Consider the following 19,852-nt stretch of genomic DNA (forward strand, 5'->3'; position numbering starts at 1 on the left):
GGATTAACCCCTCGGCTTGGCGGGATTGCACAGCTGGAGGTCGCCGCCGGCCACTTCCTTGGCCATCGCCAGGCTGACCGCCGCGTCCATGCAAGTGGAACCGTCCGAGCACTTGTTGAGAATGTCGTGGTAGAGCGTGGGCTCGACCTCGGCGTAGTAGGAGACCGGGTCCTTCTCGCTGGGCTTGGCGAGGTCCCGGTACTTGGCCATCGTCAGCTTGCCCTCGCCGGCGCGCGCCTTCTCCACCCACTGGGCGAAGGCGTCGTCGGTCATGGCGTGCGCCACGAAATGCATGTCGGAGAAGCCGCCGCCGCTGTAGTTGGCGGACAGGCCGTCGAAATCGCCGGCGGCGTCGGCCAGCAGGCTCAGCTTCGTCTCCATGCCGGGCATGGTGTAGATCTGGCTGCCCAGGCGCGGGATGAAGAAGGAGTTCATCACCGTGGCCGAGGTCAGCTTGAAGTGGACCGGGGTGCCGGCGGGAAAGGCCAGCTCGTTCACCGAGGCGATGTTCAGCTCGGGGTAGATGAACAGCCACTTCCAGTCCATCGAGACGACTTCGACCTCGACGGCCTTCTTGTCGGCGACCAGCTCACGGCTGGGCTCCAGGGTGTGCGAGGACACCCAGGTGACATAGGCCAGCACGGCGATGATGACGCAGGGGATGCCCCACACCGCCATCTCGATCTTGGAGGAGTGATCCCAATCCGGCTTGAAGGTCGCCGCCTTGTTCGAGGCGCGGTAGCGCCACGCGAACAGGAAGACCATGGCGATGACGGGGAGCACGACGATGAGCATCAGGCACGTGGCCAGGATGATGATCGACTTTTCCTCGGCACCAATGGGGCCCGCCGGGTCCAGCAGGGCCATGTCGCAGCCGCTGAGCAGGGGGGCTGCGGCCATGAGTGCCGCCAGGGATTTTGTGCGGCCGCGAAGGCTCCGCAAAATTCTAAGGGTCGCAGTCATTCCGTCCACGTAAAGCCGTGATTGATCGTCAACACATGAATTCTAATTTTTGGGCGACGCACCGGCGGCGCGCCTGGGTTGTGACATCGCTTGCGTGTCGGGAGGCCAGGCCGGTCTCCACGCAAGGCACGTCGTCCCGCCGCGCCGTGTGAGGTTTCGCACTGCAAAAGAACTAGACCTCCGCCGCGTCATTTATCGAGTTCATTATGCAGGGGGGATTGGACAATTGGTCCAAGGGCGCGCATCCGGCTGGTCCGCGTACGCGCGGGCGCGTCGATCCATAGATCGCACTAATGCGCTGACTTGGTTGCGTTATTCCAGGTGCGTCCGGCGAATTGTCCGGCTGGGCACAAGTTTGCCGTCCTGTGACATGCGTATGGCGTAGGCCAGCCGTGCCCCGGGTTCAACCGCCGTTCATGGTTAAAGTGGCGGATCGGCGTCCGTTCCATTCGAAACGGTCTTCCGATTCGGAATTTATCAGCACCACCAACGGTTTATGGTTACCGGCGGGTTAAGTGCCGGCGCCGAGGTTGTGATCGCAATTGCTGCGTGCGCGAAGCGGGAAAATATCTCGCTTCACGGCGATGACCTCACCGTCGCGGCGGGGGTACCGCGGGCAGGGCGGCGGTGGAGTCCAAGGCCTCGTCCAGGTCCAGCCCGGCGGTATCGTAACCGCGGCGGAAATCCACCATGTGCTTGCGCATCCATTCCCGCGCCACCGCCGCATCGCCGTCGGCCAGGGCCTCGACGATGCGGCGGTGGGCGTCCACCAGGCGGCGGGGGCCGACCTGCGCCGTCTTGGGGTGCCGGAACAGCCGTTCCAGAGCCGGGTAGAACAGCTGGGTCACCGGCTCGCGCGCCAGCAGCAGGGCGCGGTTGCCCGCCGCCTCCGCCACCAGGATATGGAAGGCGACGTCCAGCGGGATGATGGAAGCGCCGGCGGCTATGGCCTCCTCCGTCGCCACCACATTGGCGCGCAGCTGCGCCAGGCGGCTGGCGTCGAGGCGGCCGGCGGCGTGGGCGGCGGCGCTGGGCTCCAGATCCATCGATACCTCCCACAACTCGCGGAAGGTGACGCGCTGCATCACCATGGCGCGGGACAGGCGGGGCGCCAGGTCGCCGTAGTGGGGTTCGGCGACATAAAGGCGCCGCCCGGCCTCCCGCCGCACCAGGCCGCTCTGCTCCAGGATGCGGATGCCCTCGCGCACGGTGTGGCGGGTGACGCCGAACTGGTCGGCCAGTTCCGTCTCCGTCGGCAGGATATCCCCGGCGTTCAACCTGCCGGCCAGGATCTCCCGCTCTATGGTGTCGCTGACCACCTTATAGGTGGGCAGGATGGCCAGCCGTGCGAACGCCATGCGCCCAATGCCCCTTTGCCCGCTGTGCCGGATTGGCCCGACACTGGTCCCGTGCGGATGATGAAACCCCAGGCGGCAGTCCACTGCGGCCCGTCCTTGTGAAAGCCCCTCTAGCACAAGCCGCCGCGTGCCGGAATTGGGCTTGTGTTTTCAGGTTGATATTTCAATTGTCCAACAAACGAACAATGGCATACAGTGCCCCCGCGCGGCAACCACCCCGTAGGGGCCGGGCCGCAGAGAATATCGGTCCCGGCAACGCATCCGGGATGCCGAACGACAGGAGGAAACGCCCATCATGTCTTCGCTTGCCCCCACCAAGACTGATGCCCTGCATCGCCTGTTCGACCTGTCCGGCCAGGTGGCCCTGATCACCGGCGGGTCGCGCGGCCTGGGCCTGCAGATCGCGGAGGCGCTGGGCGAGTTCGGCGTCCATCCCGTGCTGGTGGCACGCAAGACGGAAGAGCTGGAGGCCGCCGTGGCCCACCTGGCGGCCCAGGGCATCGCCGCGACGGCCATTCCCGCCGACCTCAGCCGGCAGGAGGCCATGGCCCCGCTGGTGGAGAAGGTGATGGCGGACCTGGGCCGCATCGACGTGCTGGTGAACAACGCCGGCACCACCTGGGGGGCGCCGGCGCAGGACCACACGCCGGAACAGTGGGCCAAGGTGGTGGACCTGAACCTGAACGCCGTCTTCTTCCTGACCCAGGCCGTGGCGCGGGCCGCCATGCTGCCCTTGAAGCGGGGGCGCATCGTCAACGTCGCCTCCATCGCCGGACTGCAAGGTCACCACCCGCGTATGATAGGCACCGTCGCCTATGGCACCACCAAGGGCGCCCTGGTCAACATGACCCGCGTGCTGGCGGCGGAGTGGGGTCCCTATGGCATCACGGTCAACGCCCTGGCGCCGGGCTTCTTCCCGTCCAAGATGACGCGCGGCACCCTGGCCAAGCATGAGGCCGACCTGGTGGCGGGCACCCCCCTGGGCAAGCTGGGCAACGACCAGGACTTGAAGGGGGCCGCCCTGCTGCTGGCTTCTTCCGCTGGTGGCCACATCACCGGCCAGATCCTGGCCGTGGATGGCGGCGTCAGCGTCATCTGAGCCCGGCTGGAGAGGACCCGCCCCCATGACCACGCCCCCGGTGCGCGCCCGCGACCTCGGCTTTCTGCTGCATGACTGGCTGGACCTGGAGGCCCTGCTGGCCTACCCGCATTTCCAGGATCACAGCGTGGAAACCGTGGACGCCATGCTGGATATCGCCGGCCGGGTGGCGGCGGACACCTTCCTGACCCACTACAAGGCGGCCGACAGCCACGAGCCCCATCTGGTGGAGGGGCAGGTGCGCATCCTGCCCGCCATCCACCAGGCGCTGGCCGCCTTCGCGGAGGTCGGCATGTTCGCCGCCCCCTTCGATGCCGAGGTCGGCGGCCTGCAATTGCCGCAACTGGCCTACAGCGCCGCCATGGCCCAGTTCATGGCGGCCAACGTGGCGACGTCGGCCTATCCCATGTTGACCACCGGCAACGCCAAGCTGCTGGTGCGCTACGCCAACGAGGCGCTGGTCAAGGCCTGCGCCCTGCCGGAGATTGAGGGCCGCTACTTCGGCACCATGTGCCTGTCCGAACCGCAGGCCGGGTCGTCGCTGGCCGACATCGCCACCCGCGCCGTGCCGGACGGCGATGACGGGCTGGGCGCCCGCTACCGCCTGTTCGGCAACAAGATGTGGATCTCCGGCGGCGACCAGGACGCCAGCGAGAACATCATCCACCTGGTGCTGGCCAAGGTGCCGGGCCCGGACGGCAAGCTGATCCCCGGCACCCAGGGCATCAGCCTGTTCGTCGTGCCCAAGGTGCTGGTGGAGGGTTCCGAATACGCCGGCCAGCGCAACGACGTGGTGGTGGCCGGCCTGAACCATAAGATGGGCTATCGCGGCACCGCCAACTGCCTGCTGAACTTTGGTGAAGGCGCGCACCACCGCCCGGGCGGCGGCGCCGGGGCCGTGGGCTATCGCGTGGGCGGGGTGGGGCAGGGCCTGCCCATCATGTTCCAGATGATGAACAGCGCCCGCATCTCCGTCGGCCTGGGCGCCGCCATGCTGGGCTATCGCGGCTACCGCCTGGCGGTGGACTACGCTCGCGACCGTAAGCAGGGCAGGCCACTGGCGGCAAGAGGGGGAGAGCCCATCGCCATCATCGACCACCCCGACGTGCGCCGCCTGCTGCTGGCGCAGAAGGCCTATGCCGAGGGCGCGCTGGCCCTGGTGCTGTACTGCGCCAGGCTGGTGGATGAGGAACTGCACGGGCCGGATGAGGGTCGAAGGGAGGCGGCGAGCCTGCTGGGCCTGCTGACCCCGGTGGCCAAGACCTGGCCATCGGAATGGGGCTTGGCCGCCAACGATCTGGCCATCCAGGTGCACGGCGGCTATGGCTACACCCGCGATTTCGATGTGGAGCAGCTGTACCGCGACAACCGCCTCAACCCCATCCATGAGGGCACCACCGGTGTGCAGGGCCTTGACCTGATGGGGCGCAAGACCCTGAAGGACGACGGCGCCTCCCTGGCCATCCTGCGCCACCGGGTGACAGCGACGGTGGAGCGGGCGCGGCACCTGCCGGCCCTGGCCGACTTCGCCCATGTGCTGGACGTCACCTGGGCCCGCATCGGCGCCCTGGTGGGTCACCTGAAGGCCGCCGGCGACGATGTCGCCAGCCTGGCCCAGGCGACCTCCTTCCTGTCGGCCTTCGGCCATGCCGTGGTGGCCTGGCAGTGGCTGGACCAGGCGGTGGTGGCCGGCAGCCTGGCCGCCACCGATGACCCGGACGAGACGGCCTTCCGCGCCGGCAAGTTGGCCGCCTGCCGCTTCTTCTTCGAGACCGAGGTGCCGCGCGTCGATGTCTGGCTGGGCGTTGTCGGCCGGCGCAGCGACCTGACCCAGACCTTCGATCCCGCCGGCTTCTGACACCGGCCCAGATAGGGGAAAATTACCATGACCGAGGTGTTCATCGTTTCCGGCGTGCGCACGGCCATCGGCGATTTCGGTGGCGCGCTGAAGGACATCGCCCCCGGCGAACTGGCGGCCAAGGTGGCCCGCGCCGCGCTGGACCGCGCCGGCGTCGCCAACGACGCCGTGGGCCATGTCGTCTTCGGCCAGGTCATCCCGACGGAGCCGCGCGACGCCTACCTCGCCCGTGTGGCCGGCATCGGCGCCGGGCTGCCGGTGGAGGTGCCGGCCCTGACCGTGAACCGCCTCTGTGGCTCCGGCCTGCAGGCGGTGGTGTCGGCGGCGCAAAGCATCCTGCTGGGCGACTGCGACGTGGCGGTGGCCGGTGGCGCGGAGAACATGAGCCGCGCGCCCTACTTGCTGCCCGATGCCCGCTGGGGCAGCAAGATGGGCGACGCCCGGGTGGTCGATGCCCTTAACGGCACCCTGTCCGATCCCTTCGACCGCACCCTCATGGGGGTGACGGCGGAGAACGTGGCCCAGCGCTACGGCATCAGCCGTGACGATCAGGACGCCCTGGCCCTGGAAAGCCACCGCCGCGCCGCCCGCGCCCAGGCCGAGGGCCGTTTCGCCGAGCAGATCCTGCCCGTGGAGGTGACGGTGAAGCGCCAATTGGTGCAGTTCGCCACCGACGAGCATGTGCGCCCCGACCTGGCGCCGGGGGATCTGGCCAAGCTGCGCACCGTGTTCCAGAAGGACGGCACGGTCACCGCTGGCAACGCCTCGGGCATCAACGATGGTGCGGCCGCCCTGGTGCTGGCGTCGGGCGAGGCGGTGACACGCCTGGGTCTCACGCCGCTGGCCCGGCTGGTGGGCTATGCCCACGCCGGCGTGGAACCCGCCTACATGGGGATCGGCCCGATCCCGGCCACGCGCAAGCTGCTGGCCCGCACCGGCCTGTCGGTGCAGGACCTGACCGTCATCGAATCCAATGAGGCCTTCGCGGCGCAAGCCTGCGCCGTGGCGCGGGAACTGGACTTCGACCCCGACCGGGTGAACCCTAACGGCAGCGGTATTTCCCTGGGCCATCCCGTGGGCGCCACCGGCGCCATCAACACGGTGAAGGCGGTCTATGAGCTGCGCCGCCGGGCCCAGGAAAGTGGCAAGGGCGGCCGCGCGCTGGTCACCATGTGCATCGGTGGCGGTCAGGGCATCGCCGCCTTGATCGAGTCCGTCTGAGCCTACCCTCACCAAGAAGGAGAGCCGCGCCATGCCGGTGCAGATCGACCTGCGGGACAGCGTCGCCGTCCTGACCCTGAACCGCCCACCGGTCAACAGCTTCGACCTGGCGCTGCGCCGCGACCTGCGCGCCGCCTTGGCCATGGTCATGACCAAGCCGGAGGTGCAGGCCGTGGTGCTGACCGGCGGCCCCCGCCACTTCTCGGCCGGGGCGGACATCGAGGAGTTCGCGGCCGGCACGCGGGGCGGGGCCACGGCAGTGCCCACCCTGCCCGATGTGATCATCGACCTGGACCAGGCGGCCAAGCCGGTGGTGGCGGCCATCGCCGGCACCTGCCTGGGCGGCGGGCTGGAGGTGGCGCTGGGATGCCACCACCGCGTGGTGGCGGCAAACGCCACCCTGGGCCTGCCGGAGGTGAAGCTGGGCATCCTGCCGGGCGCCGGTGGCACCCAGCGCCTGCCGCGCGCCATCGGGGTCAAAGCCGCCCTGGACATGATCCTGTCCGGTGCCCCGGTGAACGGCGCCAGGGCGGCCAAGCTGGGTCTGGCGACCCTGTCGACCGGTGACCTGATCGAGGACGCCGTGGCCGTGGCGCGCCAGGCGGCCAAGGACGGCGCCAGGCCGCGCCTGTCCCTGCAGCGGGCGGAGATGCCGGCCGACGCCGGCGCCGACTGGTTCCAGCGTCAGATCGATGGGCTGAAGCGACCGCTGCCGGCGCCGCTGGCCTGCATCGAGGCGGTGCGGGCGGCGGTGGAGTTGCCTTTCAGCCAGGGCCTGCAGAAGGAATTCAACCTGTTCCGCGAGTTGGTGGTGACGCCGGAATCCAAGGCGCTGCAATACGCCTTTTTCGCCGAGCGCCGCGCCGCCCGCATCGATGGGCTGAGCCCCGACGTGCAGCCCCGGACCATCGAGCGCGTGGCCGTCATCGGCGCCGGCACCATGGGGGCCGGCATCGCCACCGTGGCCGTCAACGCCGGGCTGGAGGTCATCCTTCTGGACCGGGACGAGGCGTCGGTCCAGAAGGGCTTGGCCGGCATCACCAAGGGCTATGACGCCGCCGTGGCCAAGGGCCGCATGGACGCGGCCGAACGCGACCGGCGCCTGGGCCGCCTGCGTACCGCCACCGACCTCGCCGCCTGTGCCGCCGTCGACCTGGTGATCGAGGCCGCGTTCGAGGATATGGGCGTGAAGCAGGACATCTTCCGCGCCCTGGACAAGGTCTGCGGGCCGGACGCCATCCTGGCCAGCAACACCTCAACCCTGGACCTGGACGCCATCGCCGCCATCACCAGCCGGCCGCAAAGCGTGGTGGGCCTGCACTTCTTCAGCCCGGCGCCGGTGATGCGCCTGCTGGAGGTGGTGCGGGGGGCCGAGACCGCGCCCGAGGTGCTGGCCACGGCCATGGCGTTGTCGCGCAAGCTGGGCAAGGTCGGCGTCGTCGCCGGCGTCTGCAACGGCTTCATCGGCAATCGCATGGTCGAGGAATACCTGCGACAGGCCTATTTCCTGGTGGATGAAGGCGTGCTGCCCTGGCAGGTGGACGGCGCGCTGGAGCGCTGGGGCATGGCCATGGGCCCCTTCGCCATGATGGACCTGGCGGGCAACGACATCGGCCGCGCCATCCGCGCCGGCCGCAAGGCGCTGGGTGATGAACGCGCCTATTCCACCTTCCCCGACAAGATTTGCGCGCTGGGCCGGTTCGGGCAGAAGACTGGCAAGGGCTATTACCAGTACGACCCGACCACCCGGGCGCGGGAAACGGACCCGGAGGTCGATGCCCTGGCCCAAGCCCACGCCAAGGAGGTTGCCCAGAAATTCGGCCTCAGCCCCCGTGTCATCGGGGATGAGGAGATCGTGGCCCGCTGCCTGCTGGCGCTGGCCAACGAGGGGGCGGCCCTGCTGGGCGAGGGCATCGCCCAGCGCGCATCGGACATCGACGTCGTCTATCTCAATGGCTACGGCTTTCCCGCACACAAGGGCGGGCCCATGTTCCACGCCGACAGCCTGGGGCTGGAAAACGTGCTGCGCCTGATGGAGGGCTTCCTGGACGGCTATCAGGGCCAGTTCTGGAAGCCGGCACCCCTGTTGTGGGAAAAGGCCAGCGCCGGCGGTCGCCTGACCGCCTGAGCGAGGGTTAAGAGGGCGTGCCGGGCAGCCCGTCGTCGACGGGCGCTCCGTCCTCGGCTTCATCCTGGACCAGGTGCCGGTCCAGGGTCTGCTTCAGGGCCAGCAGCATGGACCAGCCCAGCTGGCCCTGGGACAGGTTGTAGGCGCTCATTATTCCGGACAGGCTGCCCAATATTACAGTGCTTTCCATGGTGCCGGGCACCTCGCGTTGATCAGGTCTTGGACCGGTTCTCGCTGGGTGATACGGCGGGAAAAGGGCGACCCGTCGGCGCTTGAAGCCTGGCCGCTGCGACAGGCATGGCCTGAGCCATTATAAATTATCTATATATTTCAAATAATTAATATGGTCGGCGGCGTATTGACCGATAGGTCACGCACCTTTCGGGTGCGCGGTTTTGGCGCGGGGCGCGCCGTGGACACGCCGCCGCCGCGCCCCATTTAGGCTCCAATCCGCCGCGACCGTGGGCGGACCAAAGGACGGACGGGCCCGGTTGGGGGTAACCGCCGCCTGGAAGGAAGGAGCAAACCATCATGAAGCATGTCAAAGTCCTGGGCGCCGCCCTGGTCCTGATGGCCGCGTCGGCCTGCGCCACCGCACCCGGTCCGGCGCACGCGCAGCCGGCCCACCCCGCTTACCTACACGCCCTGTCGGATCTGCGCATGGCCCGCGCCCTGCTGGATCGCCCGGCGGAATACAACGTGGTGCGTGACCAGTTCGCCGCCATCGACCATGTGAACGGCGCCATCGGCGAAATCCGCCACGCCAGTTATGACGATGGCAAGGACCCCAACTGGAACCCGCCCATCGACACCAACATCAACCACCGGGGCCGTCTCAGCAAGGCGCTGGACCTGATCGCGACCGCCGAGCGCGACTTGCCGGTCCGAGGAAGACAATCCCTACGCCGCGGGTTGGCGCAATGCCGCCTTCCATCATCTGGAAGAGGCGCGGCACGCGGTGGAGCACGCCATCATGGACAAGCGGATCGACGAGGACCGCTACTGATGATGCGGCGTGCGGGCGGCGGCTTCCGCCGCCCGCTTCGCCCAGGGACAAGTCCTAGAAGTTGAACCGGACACCCGTGGTGGGGGAGATGTTGTCGGTGTGCAGGTAACCCGCCGCCAAGCCGCCCGCGACCTCGGAGTACATGACGCCCAGATAGGCGTCGAAGCGGCGGGCGAAGCGATAATCCGCCACCAGGGAATAGGCATTGAGCGTGCCGGAGCAGGTGGCGACGCTGGCGTCGGCGCAGCTCTTGGCGCCGAAGCTGTTCTGGCCATAGTGGTAGTAGCCCGCCGACAAATCCACCTTGGGCGTGACGGCGTAGCGGGCGCCGGCCCAGGTGACCTGGACGATCTTGTCGTGGACGAAGGCGCTGTTGTTCACGAAGGCCAGGGTATACCCACCGATGTCGGTCGAGCCGGCGCGCAAGGGGACGGAAGGATTGGCGAAGTCGATGTACTCATATCCCGCGAACAGCTTCCATTGCGGGTCCAGCGTGTACGAGCCCATCAGCGCGTACGAGGTGTTGTCGGAAATGGTGGCCGCCAGGGCGTTGCCGGGGTTGTAGCCCAGCGCCGTCGCCTGCGTCATCTGCGCCGCGGTCAGGCTGCCGGCCGACACCATGTCCTGCTTTTGCGCGTAGGTGGCATCGAACGACAGGCCGCCGATATCGGCGCCCGCGTCCAGTTGCAGGGCATTGCCATGCATGCCGCCATTGTCCTCGCCGAACTGGTACAGGGCACCAACCCGCAGGGGGCCGAACTGGTTCGTGTACTTGACGGAGTTGTCGAGGCGGAAATCCTCCGTGCTGCCCCCACCGCCCGTCAGGCCGGAGAAGCCGATGACGGAAAAGGCGTAGGAGGCCTGCAGCGGATCATAGGCGAAGATGTTGTCGGCCAGGAGTGTGTTCTGGCGGCCGACGGTGACGGTGCCCCACTCCCGGGAGCTGACCCCCACATAGGCGGCGCGGTTGAAGGCTTGGCCGGCGTGGCTGGAATCGCCGTTCGCCGTTTGCTTGGTCAGCGCCAGGCCATTGTTGGCGGCCATGGAACGCGGTCCATCGGCCAACTGGCCCGACTGGGGATTGAAGCCCGTCTCGACCTTGAACAGGGCCGACCATCCGTCGGCGAATTCCTCCGACCCGCGCAGGCCGACCTTGGATTGGCTGAGCCCGTTGGGGGCCAGTGAGGCGATGCCCTTGTTCCCGTTCTTGCTGACCAGATAGTCCAGCCCCGGCGGATAATAGGGGCTGAGCGGCGCGCCGTGGGACTGGTAGGAGAAGCCCATGTCCACGGTCCCGTAAAGGGTGATGCCGTAGAAGGTCAGGCTGCCATCCTTGGACAGCGTGGGATGGGCCGCCGCGTCCGCCACCTTCTGGGCAGCCTGGGCCGCCGCCTGTGCGGCCTGCGCCTGCTGCGCCGCCGCCTGGGTGCCGGCGGCGGTTTGGCCCGCCGTCTGGGTCTGCTGCGCCTCCAGCATGTTCAGCCGGTCTTGCATCGCCTGCATGGCCTTGGCCTGGGCCGCCACCTGGGCCTGGGCCTCCTGCATCTGCTGGCGCAGCTTGCGCAGCTCGTCGGCGTCACTGGCGCGGGCCGTGGCCGGCGCCAGGGTCAGCAAGCCACAAACGGCGGTCATGGCTAGGGGCGACATGCGCCTACGAGCGCCCCGGCACGTCGGCGCCAGGGCATGGTTCATCGTCAAGATCACGAAAGACCCTCCCACAAATATTGGTTTTTCTTTGCTCGCGGCATGGATGGACCGCGCCCGCCGGCCGAATTCCGGCCGATAGGGTGCATTTCCCAAAGACTAGTTCTTGAGAAATCGATGGCGTTTCCCTATCGTCTGTCGGGATGTCCTTTTCCATCGCCGTATCAGATCAATATTCATGATCGTCTGATTAGAGGGTCTGATGTTGTTTTAAGAAATTAAATATGCTTTCAGGAGTTTAAATTTATTTTTAATACACAATAAGTCGCTGAACTCTCCGAATATCGGGCAAAAATTTTTGGTTAACGGACGGTTGCCTAGCGGGCATCCGCATTGTCGCCGCCCTTTGCGCGACATGTTTTTCGGTTGTTGGAGTTCCCGGTTGGGCATTCCGGACAGGCACGACGGAGGAGCACGAGGGAACGGTCTTGGTGGTGCTTCCCCACGCCCGCCAACCGTGACACGATGCGTTGATCCCTCAACTCGAATGGGCCGTCCCCCCAATACCGGCATGCCATGACCACCCCCTCCGCCGACAGCCATCTCAGCTTCCGCCGGTATCGGTCGGCAGGGTTTTGCCATGCCCATGACCATGCCCAGATCGTGCTGCCTTGCCAGGGAACCCTGGAGATGGAGGTCGGCGGACGTGGGGGACGGGTGGATGCGGCCGTCGCCGCCTTCGTCCTGCCGGGGGAAGTGCATTGCCAGCGGGCTGACGGCGATAATCGCTTCCTGATCGTGGACTGCGCCGGCGGTGAGGGGGCCGATGCGCCGGACGAGCGCATGCTGGAACGGTTGGGCCGCCGTACTTTCCTGCCCATGACGCCGGCCGTGCGCCGCCTGCTGGATTTCGTCACCCTGACCGCCGGCAATGCCGATGGCGGCGGCCGGCGCTTGGACGGCCTCGCCCGGCACTGGACACCCCTGCTGTTGGATACGCTGATGGCGGAACCGGCCCGCCCGGCGTCCCGCCTGCATGCCCTGCTGGCCCGGCTGGAGGCGGCACCCGAGCGACCCTGGACGGTGGAAAGCATGGCCCGAACGGCGGGCCTCAGTGCCAGCCGGCTACACGCCCTGTTCCGGGAGGAATTGGACCAGACGCCCCAGGCCTATGTCGCGTCGTTGCGCTTGGCCCGCGTCATGGACCAGTTGGCCGGCACCACCCTGCCCATCGCCCAGATCGCCTATCAGTCCGGCTATGCCGACCAGAGCGCGCTGACCCGCGCGCTGCGCCGCGCCGTGGGCCTGACACCCGCCGCCTATCGCCGCCAGCATGGGCGGGGACAGTTAAGGGACGCGCCTGGTTCCAAAGACGGCCTGTGCCCCGGCCAGAATTCTGTTGTTCTGTGTCCATGAGCGCTCTATCTCCCATTGTGTCGGAACATGAATCCGAAGAAGCAGCGGCCCGCTACGACCACTGGTTCCGGGAGAAGGTGCGCGCTAGCCAGGAAGACGGCCGCCCACTTATTCCGCATGACGCTGTTATGGCGGAGATGGATGAGATTATCCGCCGCGCTGAAGAGCGTGTCGCCAAGCGCAATGCCACGTCTGCAACGTGGGCCCTTCTGATGCTGATCATCTCCTGGCGTGATTCAGCCCGGAATGATTTGGCGCATATCATTCAATTCATTGCCGACCGTAACCCTTTCGCTGCCCGTCGGGTGCGGCAGATCATTGAGGATGCCGTCCTTACCGGCAGCCGAGCATCCGTATCTTTTCCGTCCCGGCGGGGTTCCTGGCACACGTGAGATCGTCGCTCATCCGAACTACATCGTGATTTATCAGGTGCTGGACACGCACATTGAGGTGCTGGCCGTTCTGCACACGCGGCAGGATTATCCTTGAGCGGCAATAGTCCGAGCCCAAACAATGGGAGGATCCGTCTATAGGTTTGGCTGCCCCGTCGCCATTTTCAGGGCGACGAAAGGGCGAGGGGCATGAAGACGGATAGGACCATACTGGCCGGGATCGGCTGCGGGATGTTGGCGGGGGCGTTCTGGGGTGTGGTGTTCCTGGGCCCCCGGATGCTGCAGGCGTTCTCGCCCCTGCAATTGGCGGCGTCGCGCTATCTGCTGTACGGCCTGATCTCCGTGGCGCTGATCCTGCCGCGCTGGCGGGTGCTCAAGTCGCGGGTGGGGAGGGCGGAATGGTCGGCGCTTCTGCGGCTCAGCCTGCTGGGCAACATCGTCTATTACGTCTTCCTGGCCAGCGCCGTGCATCTGGCTGATGTCGCCGCCACCTCGCTGGTCATCGGTCTCTTGCCCATGGCCGTGACCCTGGTGGGCAGCCGGGAGCGGGGCGCCGTGCCGGTGCGGGCCTTGATCCTGCCCCTGGCCCTGGGCGCCACCGGCGTGCTTCTGATCGGAGTCGACCTGATGGGGCGGCCGGGCGACGGCGCCATTTCGGTACCGGAACGACTTCTGGGCTTGGCCTGTGCCGGCGGGGCGCTGGCGTCCTGGACCATCTACGCCGTGCTGAACAGCCGCTGGCTGGCCCGCCTGCCGGCCGTGTCGTCCCACGACTGGTCGTTGTTGACCGGCGTCGCCACCGGCGCCCTGGCCCTGCTGTTGGCCGCCCCCGCCTTCCTCTGGACCGCGACAGCGCACGCGAGGGGCGACTGGGCCCTGTTCTGGGGCGTCAGCGCGGGCGTGGCCATCGGCGCCAGCGTGGTGGGCAACGCCTTCTGGAATCGCGCCAGCCGCCTGCTGCCCCTGACCCTCATGGGACAGATGATCCTGTTCGAGACCTTGTTCGCTCTGCTCTATGGTTTCCTATGGGACGGGCGCTGGCCCACCGGACTGGAGACCCTGGCCATCATCGCCTTGGTCGCCAGCGTGGTCCTGTGCGTCCGGCGGCACCATCGCCGGCCGGAAGACGCCGCCTCCGAGGCCGTGGCCCCGGAGGCGACATAAGGCCCTCACAACGCACAGTCGAAGCTGTCGGCGCTGTTGAGGTCACCCGCGCCCTTGTAGCGCGCCACCTTGGGATAGGGGCACAGGGGCCGGGTGCGGCCGGGCCAGGGGGTGTCGGGCCCGGCGCTGGCCAGGATGCGGTCCGGCGCCTGGCCTTGCTCCACCCAGCGCACCAGGGCGCTGAAGGCGTCGTAATGGGCGGTGGCGGGGCCGCCGGCGCAGTGGTTCATGCCAGGCACGGGGAAGACGCGCACGAAAGCGGCGGCTTTGCCCCCCTCCCGACCGTCCACCTCCCGCCACCAGGTCAGGGTGTCGTTGATGGAGAACACGGGGTCGGAGGCGCCGTGCGGCACCATCAGCTTGGCGCCCCGCGCCTTGAGGCCGGACAGGTCGGGCGAGCGCGCCGACACGTCCTGCCAGGCGGAGCGGGGAAAGGCGGCGCTGGTGGCCGTCAGCTGCGCCGCCGCCTGGTCGATGTCCAGGCCCAGCTGCCAGCGCAGCAGCGCCTGTGGATCCGGCGGCAGGGGCGTGGGCGGTGTCGTGAAGATGGAGGCGAGAGAGACGCCGCCCAGGGCCACGTTCAGGGTTGGGCCCATGCCTTGCTCCGGCAAGCCCAGCTTCCACGCGCGCCAGCCGCGGGCTGCGATGCCGCTGTCCCACGGCCAGTCGCTATAGATCGGCCGGCCCGCCTTGGTGCGGGGGCCGTTCAGGGACTGGACCAGAGCACTTACCTGCGCCTGACTTAGACAGCCATCAGCCTTGGCGCCGGCGCAGGTGCGGGCCTTCAGGCCTGGCATCACCTTGGCCGTTGTGCATTGGGCGAAGGCGCCGACGATGCCGTCCTTGGCACCGTCATCGGCGTCGCACGCCTCCAGCACCGCGTCGTTCACCAGGGCCAAATCGGCCTCGCTATAGGCCACAGGCAATCGCGAAAGGGCTGGTTGACCGTCCGGTCCCTTGGCCAGGGGGGCAAAGGCTTGGACGTCCCAGGCCTGGGCCAGGGCGGCGCGGGGCAGGGCGAAGCCGGGGGCGCTGGCCAGGATGCCGTCGAACTCCTCCGGATGCTGCTGGGCGAAGACCATGCCTTCCTCACCGCCCTTGGAACAGCCGACGAAGTAGGAGCGGTGCGGGGCGGCGCCATAGAAGGCCGCCACCAGGGCCTTTGCGGCGTCGGCCACGGGCTTCAGTGAAGCGTTGCCGTAGTCCGCCCGCGCCTGGGCATCGAAGCCGAAGGCGGCGATCCCGCCATGGCTCGGATCCATGTTGCGCTGATTGTCATGGCCGGAATCCTGGCTGACGACGGCATAGCCTTGCAGAATGGCCGGCATCGTGTCCGAGCCCGTTGGGCCGATGGCGTTGCCGACATCGCCGTTGGTGCCGCCGCCGCCCTGGAAGAAGAAGCCCTGGTTCCAGGCGGCGGGCAGGCGGACATGGAAGTGAATGGCGTAGGCCTGGCCGTTGGCGCCGGTGCGTTCATGCATCACGCCGTAGACTTCGCAGTGTTCCGGCAACTGCACGGGACCGCCCAACGCGCCTGGCATCGTCGGTGATAGGGTGTAGGGGCCAGCCGCTTGGGGCGTGGCGGACACGATGTGGGTGCTGGCGTCCGGCCAATGGCCGGCCATGGTCTTTTCAAGCGCCAGGCAACGGCCCTTCAGGTCGGGTTCCGCCGCACCACGGGCGCCAGCGGAAAGGGCCAGCAGGCTGGTGGCGGCGGCCAGGCCCAGGGCTGCGCGGGAATACAGGGGCATAGGTGTTCTCCGTCAGAACTCGCGGTGCAGGCGCAGGCCGTATTCGCGCGGCGCGCCATAGAACTCATTGTTGCCGGACTGGCCGGTGACATACTTCCGGTCGGTCAGGTTGGTGGCATAGGCCTCCACCGTCCAGTCCCCCGACCGCAGCGTGACCAGGGCGGATAGCAGGGTGCGGGCGGCCAGATAGTCGGTCACGCGGGAATAAAGGATGTCGGTATAGCTGGGCCCGACATAGGCGAGGTTCAGGCGGGGCGTCAGGGTCATGCCGCCAGGCAGGTCGATGGTGTAGTCGACGCCGGCGTTTCCGGTCCATTTGGGTGAGAACAGGTTGGGCCCGCCGCCGCCGGTGCGCAGGTAGCCGGTGTAGTTGAAACAGACGGGCGGGTTGCTGGCGGTGCCCGCCGGGCACTGCGGTCCCAGGGTGCCGGGCGGCAGCAGGCGCTGGTCGACCACGGTGATGGACCCCAACTGGCTGTCGACATAAGCGAAGCCGGCATCGGCGCCAAAGGCGCCGAACTTGGCCTGCACTTGGCCCTCGACGCCCTTGATGGTGGCGTCGGCCATGTTGACGACGCCGTTCTGGCCGTTGGTCAGGTCGATGCGGCCGAACTGGAATCCCTTGTAGTCGTTGTAGAAGGCGCCCAGCTGGGTGCGCAGATGGCCGTCCAGCAGGGTGGTCTTCCAGCCCACCTCGTAATCCCACACCGTCTCCGGGCTGAATTGCGAGGTTGAGGAGTTGAAGCCGCCCGGCTTGTAGCCGCGCGCGGCGAAGGCATAGAACAGGGTGTCGGCGTCCGGCTTCCAGTTCAGCGCCACCTTGCCGGTGGGCATGCTGTCGTCGTGGCGGCCGGCGGTATCGGCCACCTGCAGGCCGTTGGCGGGGAAGATGGGGATGCCACGGCCGATGTAGACGCCGCCGTCGCCGGTGACACGGAACCAGCTTTCGCGGGCGCCCACCTGCAACTCCAGCTCCGGCGTGATCTTGTAGCCGCCCTGGGCGAAGACGCCGGTGGTCAGCTTGTTGTTCTTGGTGCCGACGTTGGTGGGGAAGCCCGCGTTCTCGTTCAGGATGTCGACATCGATCTTGTTGCGCTGGTAATAGCCGCCGACGATCCAGTTGAAGGCGCCGTCGGTGGGGGACAGGATGTTGACCTCTTCCGTCCATTCACGCTCGCGCACGTACTGCTGCTGGGTCTGGGCCGCCGCTTCCGTGGCATCGGTGTCGTACAGGTTGTTGATGCGCTTGTTCTGGAAACCGCTCAACGACCGCAGGGTGATGCCGTCCTCGAACTCGTAGCGCAGTTCCAGGCTGTTGATGATGGCGCGCTCGGAATTCTGCGTCGGCGCGTTGTAGTCCAGGTTGCGGATGCCGGGCACGGCGTAGGCGGCATACTGGGTGCCCGGAACGGGGCGATAGGCGTAACCGCCGGTGTTCTTGTTCGCCGCCTCGACCTTCAGCAGGGCCTGGAAGGCACCGGGCCGCCACAGCACCCCGAGGCGGCCGTCCGTCTCGTTCAGGCCGCCGGGCTGGTTGTGATAGGGGCCGACGTCGTCATAGTAGCTGTCGTGCTCGCGATGGTTGGCCGCCAGGCGGATCGCCAGCGTATCGGTCAGGGGGATGTTGATGGCACCCTGCGTCGCCACGGTGGCGTAGTTGCCGTAGGCCACCTCGCCATAGCCCTCCACCCGATCCAGTTCTGGGTTTTTGCTGGTGATGAACATGGCGCCGCCGGTGGAGTTCGACCCCACCAGCGTGCCCTGGGGACCACGCAGCACCTCGACATTGGCGATGTCGTAGAAGCTGTTGGTGGTGACGATGGGCGGCTGGAACAGGCCGTCGATGTATGTGGCGACGCCGTTGGCCACCTGGGGCGACCCACTGGCCAGGCCGATGCCGCGGATGTTGACCGACTGCGTCAGGCCGGCATCCGTCACCGTCAAGGCGGGCGAGGCGAACTGCAGGTCCGACAGGCGTGTCACGGCCTTGTCGGCCAGCTTGTCGCCGCTGATGGCCATGGCGGCGATGGCCACGTCCTGCAGGTTCTCGGTGCGCCGTTCGGCCGTCACCACGATTTCCTGCAGCGTGTCGCTTGCGGGCTGAGGCACCGACTGCGCGAGGGCCGATGCCGACTGGCACAAAGCCATGGCTGTCGCCATGGTCGCGGAAGCCGCCTGTAAAGTAACCTTTACCATTTTATGATGCCTCCCTCGGATTTTATTGGGCGGCCTCCGGATTGCCCCGGGGCGCCGACGTTTTGATGCTTGGGTACAGATGGTGCTTAAAGCTGCGCGGTGCCGATGCGGTGTGGGCCGCCATAGAGTGCGGCGGATCCGTCGGAGATGCAGACGCGGTCTGGTGCTGGAGCCATGCTTGGTATCCTCCCCGCCGGTCTTCTGCGAACCGTGCTTGGTCAACACTGTTATATTTAATAACTTCTGTCAACGGTCCCGTTTGCAGGAATGTCGCGGACTTGGCCTTGACCTCATGGTGCCCGCCCGCCATACCCGAAGAAACGGATAAGAATGTCTGAAAACTGGGGCGAGCAGAAAATGTCAAACGCAGCGGGCGGTGCCCCGTCTTCGGCGCGTATCCTTATCGCCAGCCTGGTGGGCACGGCGGTCGAATTCTACGATTTCTATATCTACGCCACGGCCGCCTCGCTGGTCTTCGGGCCGCTGTTCTTTCCCGTGGCGTCGCCTTCCGCCCAGCTGATGGCCGCTTACGGCAGTTTCGGCATCGCCTTCCTGGCGCGGCCGCTGGGCTCCATCGTCTTTGGCCACTACGGTGACCGCATCGGGCGCAAGTCCACGCTGGTGGCGTCGCTGCTGCTGATGGGCGGGTCGACCGTGCTGATCGGCCTGCTGCCCACCTATGACAGCATAGGCTGGCTGGCGCCCTTCCTGCTGTGTGTGTTGCGCTTCGGCCAGGGCTTCGGCCTGGGTGGGGAATGGGGCGGGGCTGTGCTGCTGGCGGTGGAGAACGCGCCGTCCAGCCATCGCGCCCGCTATGGCATGTTCCCGCAGATCGGCGCGCCGGTGGGCTTCATCGCCGCCAACGGCCTGTTCCTGCTGTTGGGGGAATTCCTGACGCCGGGCCAGTTCCATGACTGGGGCTGGCGCCTGCCGTTCCTGGGCAGCGCCGTGCTGGTGCTGCTGGGCCTATGGGTGCGCCTGAAGCTGACGGAGACGCCGGCCTTCGCCAAGGCGCTGGAAGAGGGGCCGCCCCCGCCGTGCCCTTGGCCGAGGTGGCGCGCGATTACCCCCGCCAGACCCTGGGCGGCACCTTCGCCGCCATCGCCTGCTTCGCGCTGTTCTATCTCGCCACCGCCTTCGCCCTGGGCTATGGCACCACCATCCTGGGTTACAGCCGTACGGCCTTCCTGGGAGTGCAGTTGGGCGCCATCCTGTTCCTGGCCGTGGGCATCATCGCGGCCGGCTGGTGGGCGGACCTGGCCTCGCCTCGACGGGTGTTGATGGCCGGCTGCGTCATGACGGCGCTGGTGGGCCTGGCCCTGGCCCCGATGATGGCCAGCGGCTCGCTGACGGTGGTGGGTTTGTTCCTGTGCCTGGCATTGCTGGTCATGGGCTTCGTCTACGGTCCCCTGGGGGCCTGGCTGCCCAGCTTGTTCCCGGCGCGGGTGCGGTACACCGGCACGTCCATGACCTTCAACCTGGGCGGCATCCTGGGTGGCGGCATCGCGCCCGTGCTGGCGCAGTCCCTGGCCCAGTCGGGTGGGCTGCCCTATGTCGGCGCCTATTTGGCTGGTGCCGCCCTCATAAGCCTGGCGGCGTTGTATCCGCTACGGGGTCGGACGGCCGGCGTGGCGGTGGAGACGCCGGGCCCTTGAG

17 protein-coding genes are annotated in these 19,852 nt (G+C 67.4%); 11 read left to right on the plus strand and 6 right to left on the minus strand.

Annotated features, from left to right (window positions below):
* Positions 1-3 precede the first annotated feature (3 nt).
* Both cyoA and UAA55_RS15820 read right to left on the minus strand, forming a co-directional pair.
* Positions 4-900 carry a ubiquinol oxidase subunit II gene (cyoA, locus tag UAA55_RS15815; protein ID WP_322953913.1) on the minus strand — a complete coding sequence of 299 codons (897 nt, stop codon included), beginning with the start codon at positions 898-900 and terminating at the stop codon, positions 4-6.
* Between the two features lie 653 nt (positions 901-1,553).
* The gene (locus UAA55_RS15820; RefSeq protein WP_322953915.1) at positions 1,554-2,321 is read right to left on the minus strand and encodes a FadR/GntR family transcriptional regulator; all 768 of its coding nucleotides are present in this window, start codon (positions 2,319-2,321) and stop codon (positions 1,554-1,556) included.
* Positions 2,322-2,616: 295 nt separating this feature from the next.
* Here UAA55_RS15820 and UAA55_RS15825 point away from each other — a divergent pair, with 295 nt between their 5' ends.
* Genes UAA55_RS15825 through UAA55_RS15840 form a run of 4 tightly spaced genes read left to right on the plus strand, consistent with a single transcriptional unit; the run spans position 2,617 to position 8,627 of the window.
* Positions 2,617-3,420: an SDR family oxidoreductase gene (locus tag UAA55_RS15825; RefSeq protein ID WP_322953917.1), complete on the plus strand. Its 804-nt coding sequence runs from the start codon at positions 2,617-2,619 to the stop codon at positions 3,418-3,420.
* Between the two features lie 25 nt (positions 3,421-3,445).
* The gene (locus tag UAA55_RS15830) at positions 3,446-5,278 is read left to right on the plus strand and encodes an acyl-CoA dehydrogenase (protein WP_322953919.1); all 1,833 of its coding nucleotides are present in this window, start codon (positions 3,446-3,448) and stop codon (positions 5,276-5,278) included.
* 27 nt (positions 5,279-5,305) lie between these two features.
* Complete coding sequence (gene bktB, locus UAA55_RS15835; protein ID WP_322953920.1) at positions 5,306-6,499, plus strand: beta-ketothiolase BktB; 1,194 nt, start codon at positions 5,306-5,308, stop codon at positions 6,497-6,499.
* 31 nt (positions 6,500-6,530) lie between these two features.
* Complete coding sequence (locus UAA55_RS15840; RefSeq protein WP_322953922.1) at positions 6,531-8,627, plus strand: 3-hydroxyacyl-CoA dehydrogenase NAD-binding domain-containing protein; 2,097 nt, start codon at positions 6,531-6,533, stop codon at positions 8,625-8,627.
* Positions 8,628-8,634: 7 nt separating this feature from the next.
* Here the strand turns inward: UAA55_RS15840 and UAA55_RS15845 are convergent, their stop codons facing one another.
* The gene (locus UAA55_RS15845; RefSeq protein WP_322953923.1) at positions 8,635-8,817 is read right to left on the minus strand and encodes a hypothetical protein; all 183 of its coding nucleotides are present in this window, start codon (positions 8,815-8,817) and stop codon (positions 8,635-8,637) included.
* A gap of 341 nt (positions 8,818-9,158) precedes the next feature.
* Between UAA55_RS15845 and UAA55_RS15850 the strand changes: the two genes are divergently transcribed.
* Entirely contained in the window at positions 9,159-9,698 is a 540-nt protein-coding gene (locus UAA55_RS15850) for a hypothetical protein (RefSeq protein WP_322953925.1), read from the plus strand.
* On the opposite strand, the gene UAA55_RS15855 is transcribed toward UAA55_RS15850, so the two are convergent.
* Complete coding sequence (locus UAA55_RS15855; protein ID WP_322953926.1) at positions 9,688-11,280, minus strand: porin; 1,593 nt, start codon at positions 11,278-11,280, stop codon at positions 9,688-9,690. The genes UAA55_RS15850 and UAA55_RS15855 overlap by 11 nt on opposite strands.
* A gap of 573 nt (positions 11,281-11,853) precedes the next feature.
* Between UAA55_RS15855 and UAA55_RS15860 the strand changes: the two genes are divergently transcribed.
* The 4 genes from UAA55_RS15860 (at position 11,854) to UAA55_RS15875 (ending at position 14,249) form a co-directional block, all read left to right on the plus strand.
* Positions 11,854-12,693 carry an AraC family transcriptional regulator gene (locus tag UAA55_RS15860; RefSeq protein ID WP_322953927.1) on the plus strand — a complete coding sequence of 280 codons (840 nt, stop codon included), beginning with the start codon at positions 11,854-11,856 and terminating at the stop codon, positions 12,691-12,693.
* A complete protein-coding gene (relB, locus tag UAA55_RS15865) occupies positions 12,690-13,085 on the plus strand; it encodes a type II toxin-antitoxin system RelB family antitoxin (protein WP_322953928.1) in 396 nt (131 codons plus the stop codon). Before UAA55_RS15860 ends, relB begins: the two co-directional genes overlap by 4 nt.
* Positions 13,018-13,182, plus strand: a complete 165-nt coding sequence (locus tag UAA55_RS15870; RefSeq protein WP_322953930.1) for a type II toxin-antitoxin system RelE/ParE family toxin — start codon at positions 13,018-13,020, stop codon at positions 13,180-13,182. Before relB ends, UAA55_RS15870 begins: the two co-directional genes overlap by 68 nt.
* 92 nt (positions 13,183-13,274) lie before the next feature.
* Positions 13,275-14,249 carry a DMT family transporter gene (locus UAA55_RS15875; RefSeq protein ID WP_322953931.1) on the plus strand — a complete coding sequence of 325 codons (975 nt, stop codon included), beginning with the start codon at positions 13,275-13,277 and terminating at the stop codon, positions 14,247-14,249.
* 5 nt (positions 14,250-14,254) lie between these two features.
* Here the strand turns inward: UAA55_RS15875 and UAA55_RS15880 are convergent, their stop codons facing one another.
* The gene (locus tag UAA55_RS15880; protein WP_322953932.1) at positions 14,255-16,000 is read right to left on the minus strand and encodes a tannase/feruloyl esterase family alpha/beta hydrolase; all 1,746 of its coding nucleotides are present in this window, start codon (positions 15,998-16,000) and stop codon (positions 14,255-14,257) included.
* Positions 16,001-16,012: 12 nt separating this feature from the next.
* Positions 16,013-18,148 (minus strand): TonB-dependent receptor, encoded by a 2,136-nt coding sequence (locus tag UAA55_RS15885; protein ID WP_322953933.1) that lies wholly within the window; start codon positions 18,146-18,148, stop codon positions 16,013-16,015.
* 405 nt (positions 18,149-18,553) lie between these two features.
* On the opposite strand from UAA55_RS15885, the gene UAA55_RS15890 reads away from it, so the two are divergent.
* Together UAA55_RS15890 and UAA55_RS15895 are read left to right on the plus strand one after the other, a co-directional pair.
* Positions 18,554-19,477, plus strand: a complete 924-nt coding sequence (locus UAA55_RS15890) for an MFS transporter (RefSeq protein WP_322953934.1) — start codon at positions 18,554-18,556, stop codon at positions 19,475-19,477.
* A complete protein-coding gene (locus UAA55_RS15895; RefSeq protein WP_322953935.1) occupies positions 19,396-19,851 on the plus strand; it encodes an MFS transporter in 456 nt (151 codons plus the stop codon). Before UAA55_RS15890 ends, UAA55_RS15895 begins: the two co-directional genes overlap by 82 nt.
* Position 19,852 lies beyond the last annotated feature (1 nt).

The sequence above is a fragment of the Nitrospirillum guanabarense genome, from assembly GCF_034653355.1.
Taxonomy (GTDB): Bacteria; Pseudomonadota; Alphaproteobacteria; order Azospirillales; family Azospirillaceae; genus Nitrospirillum.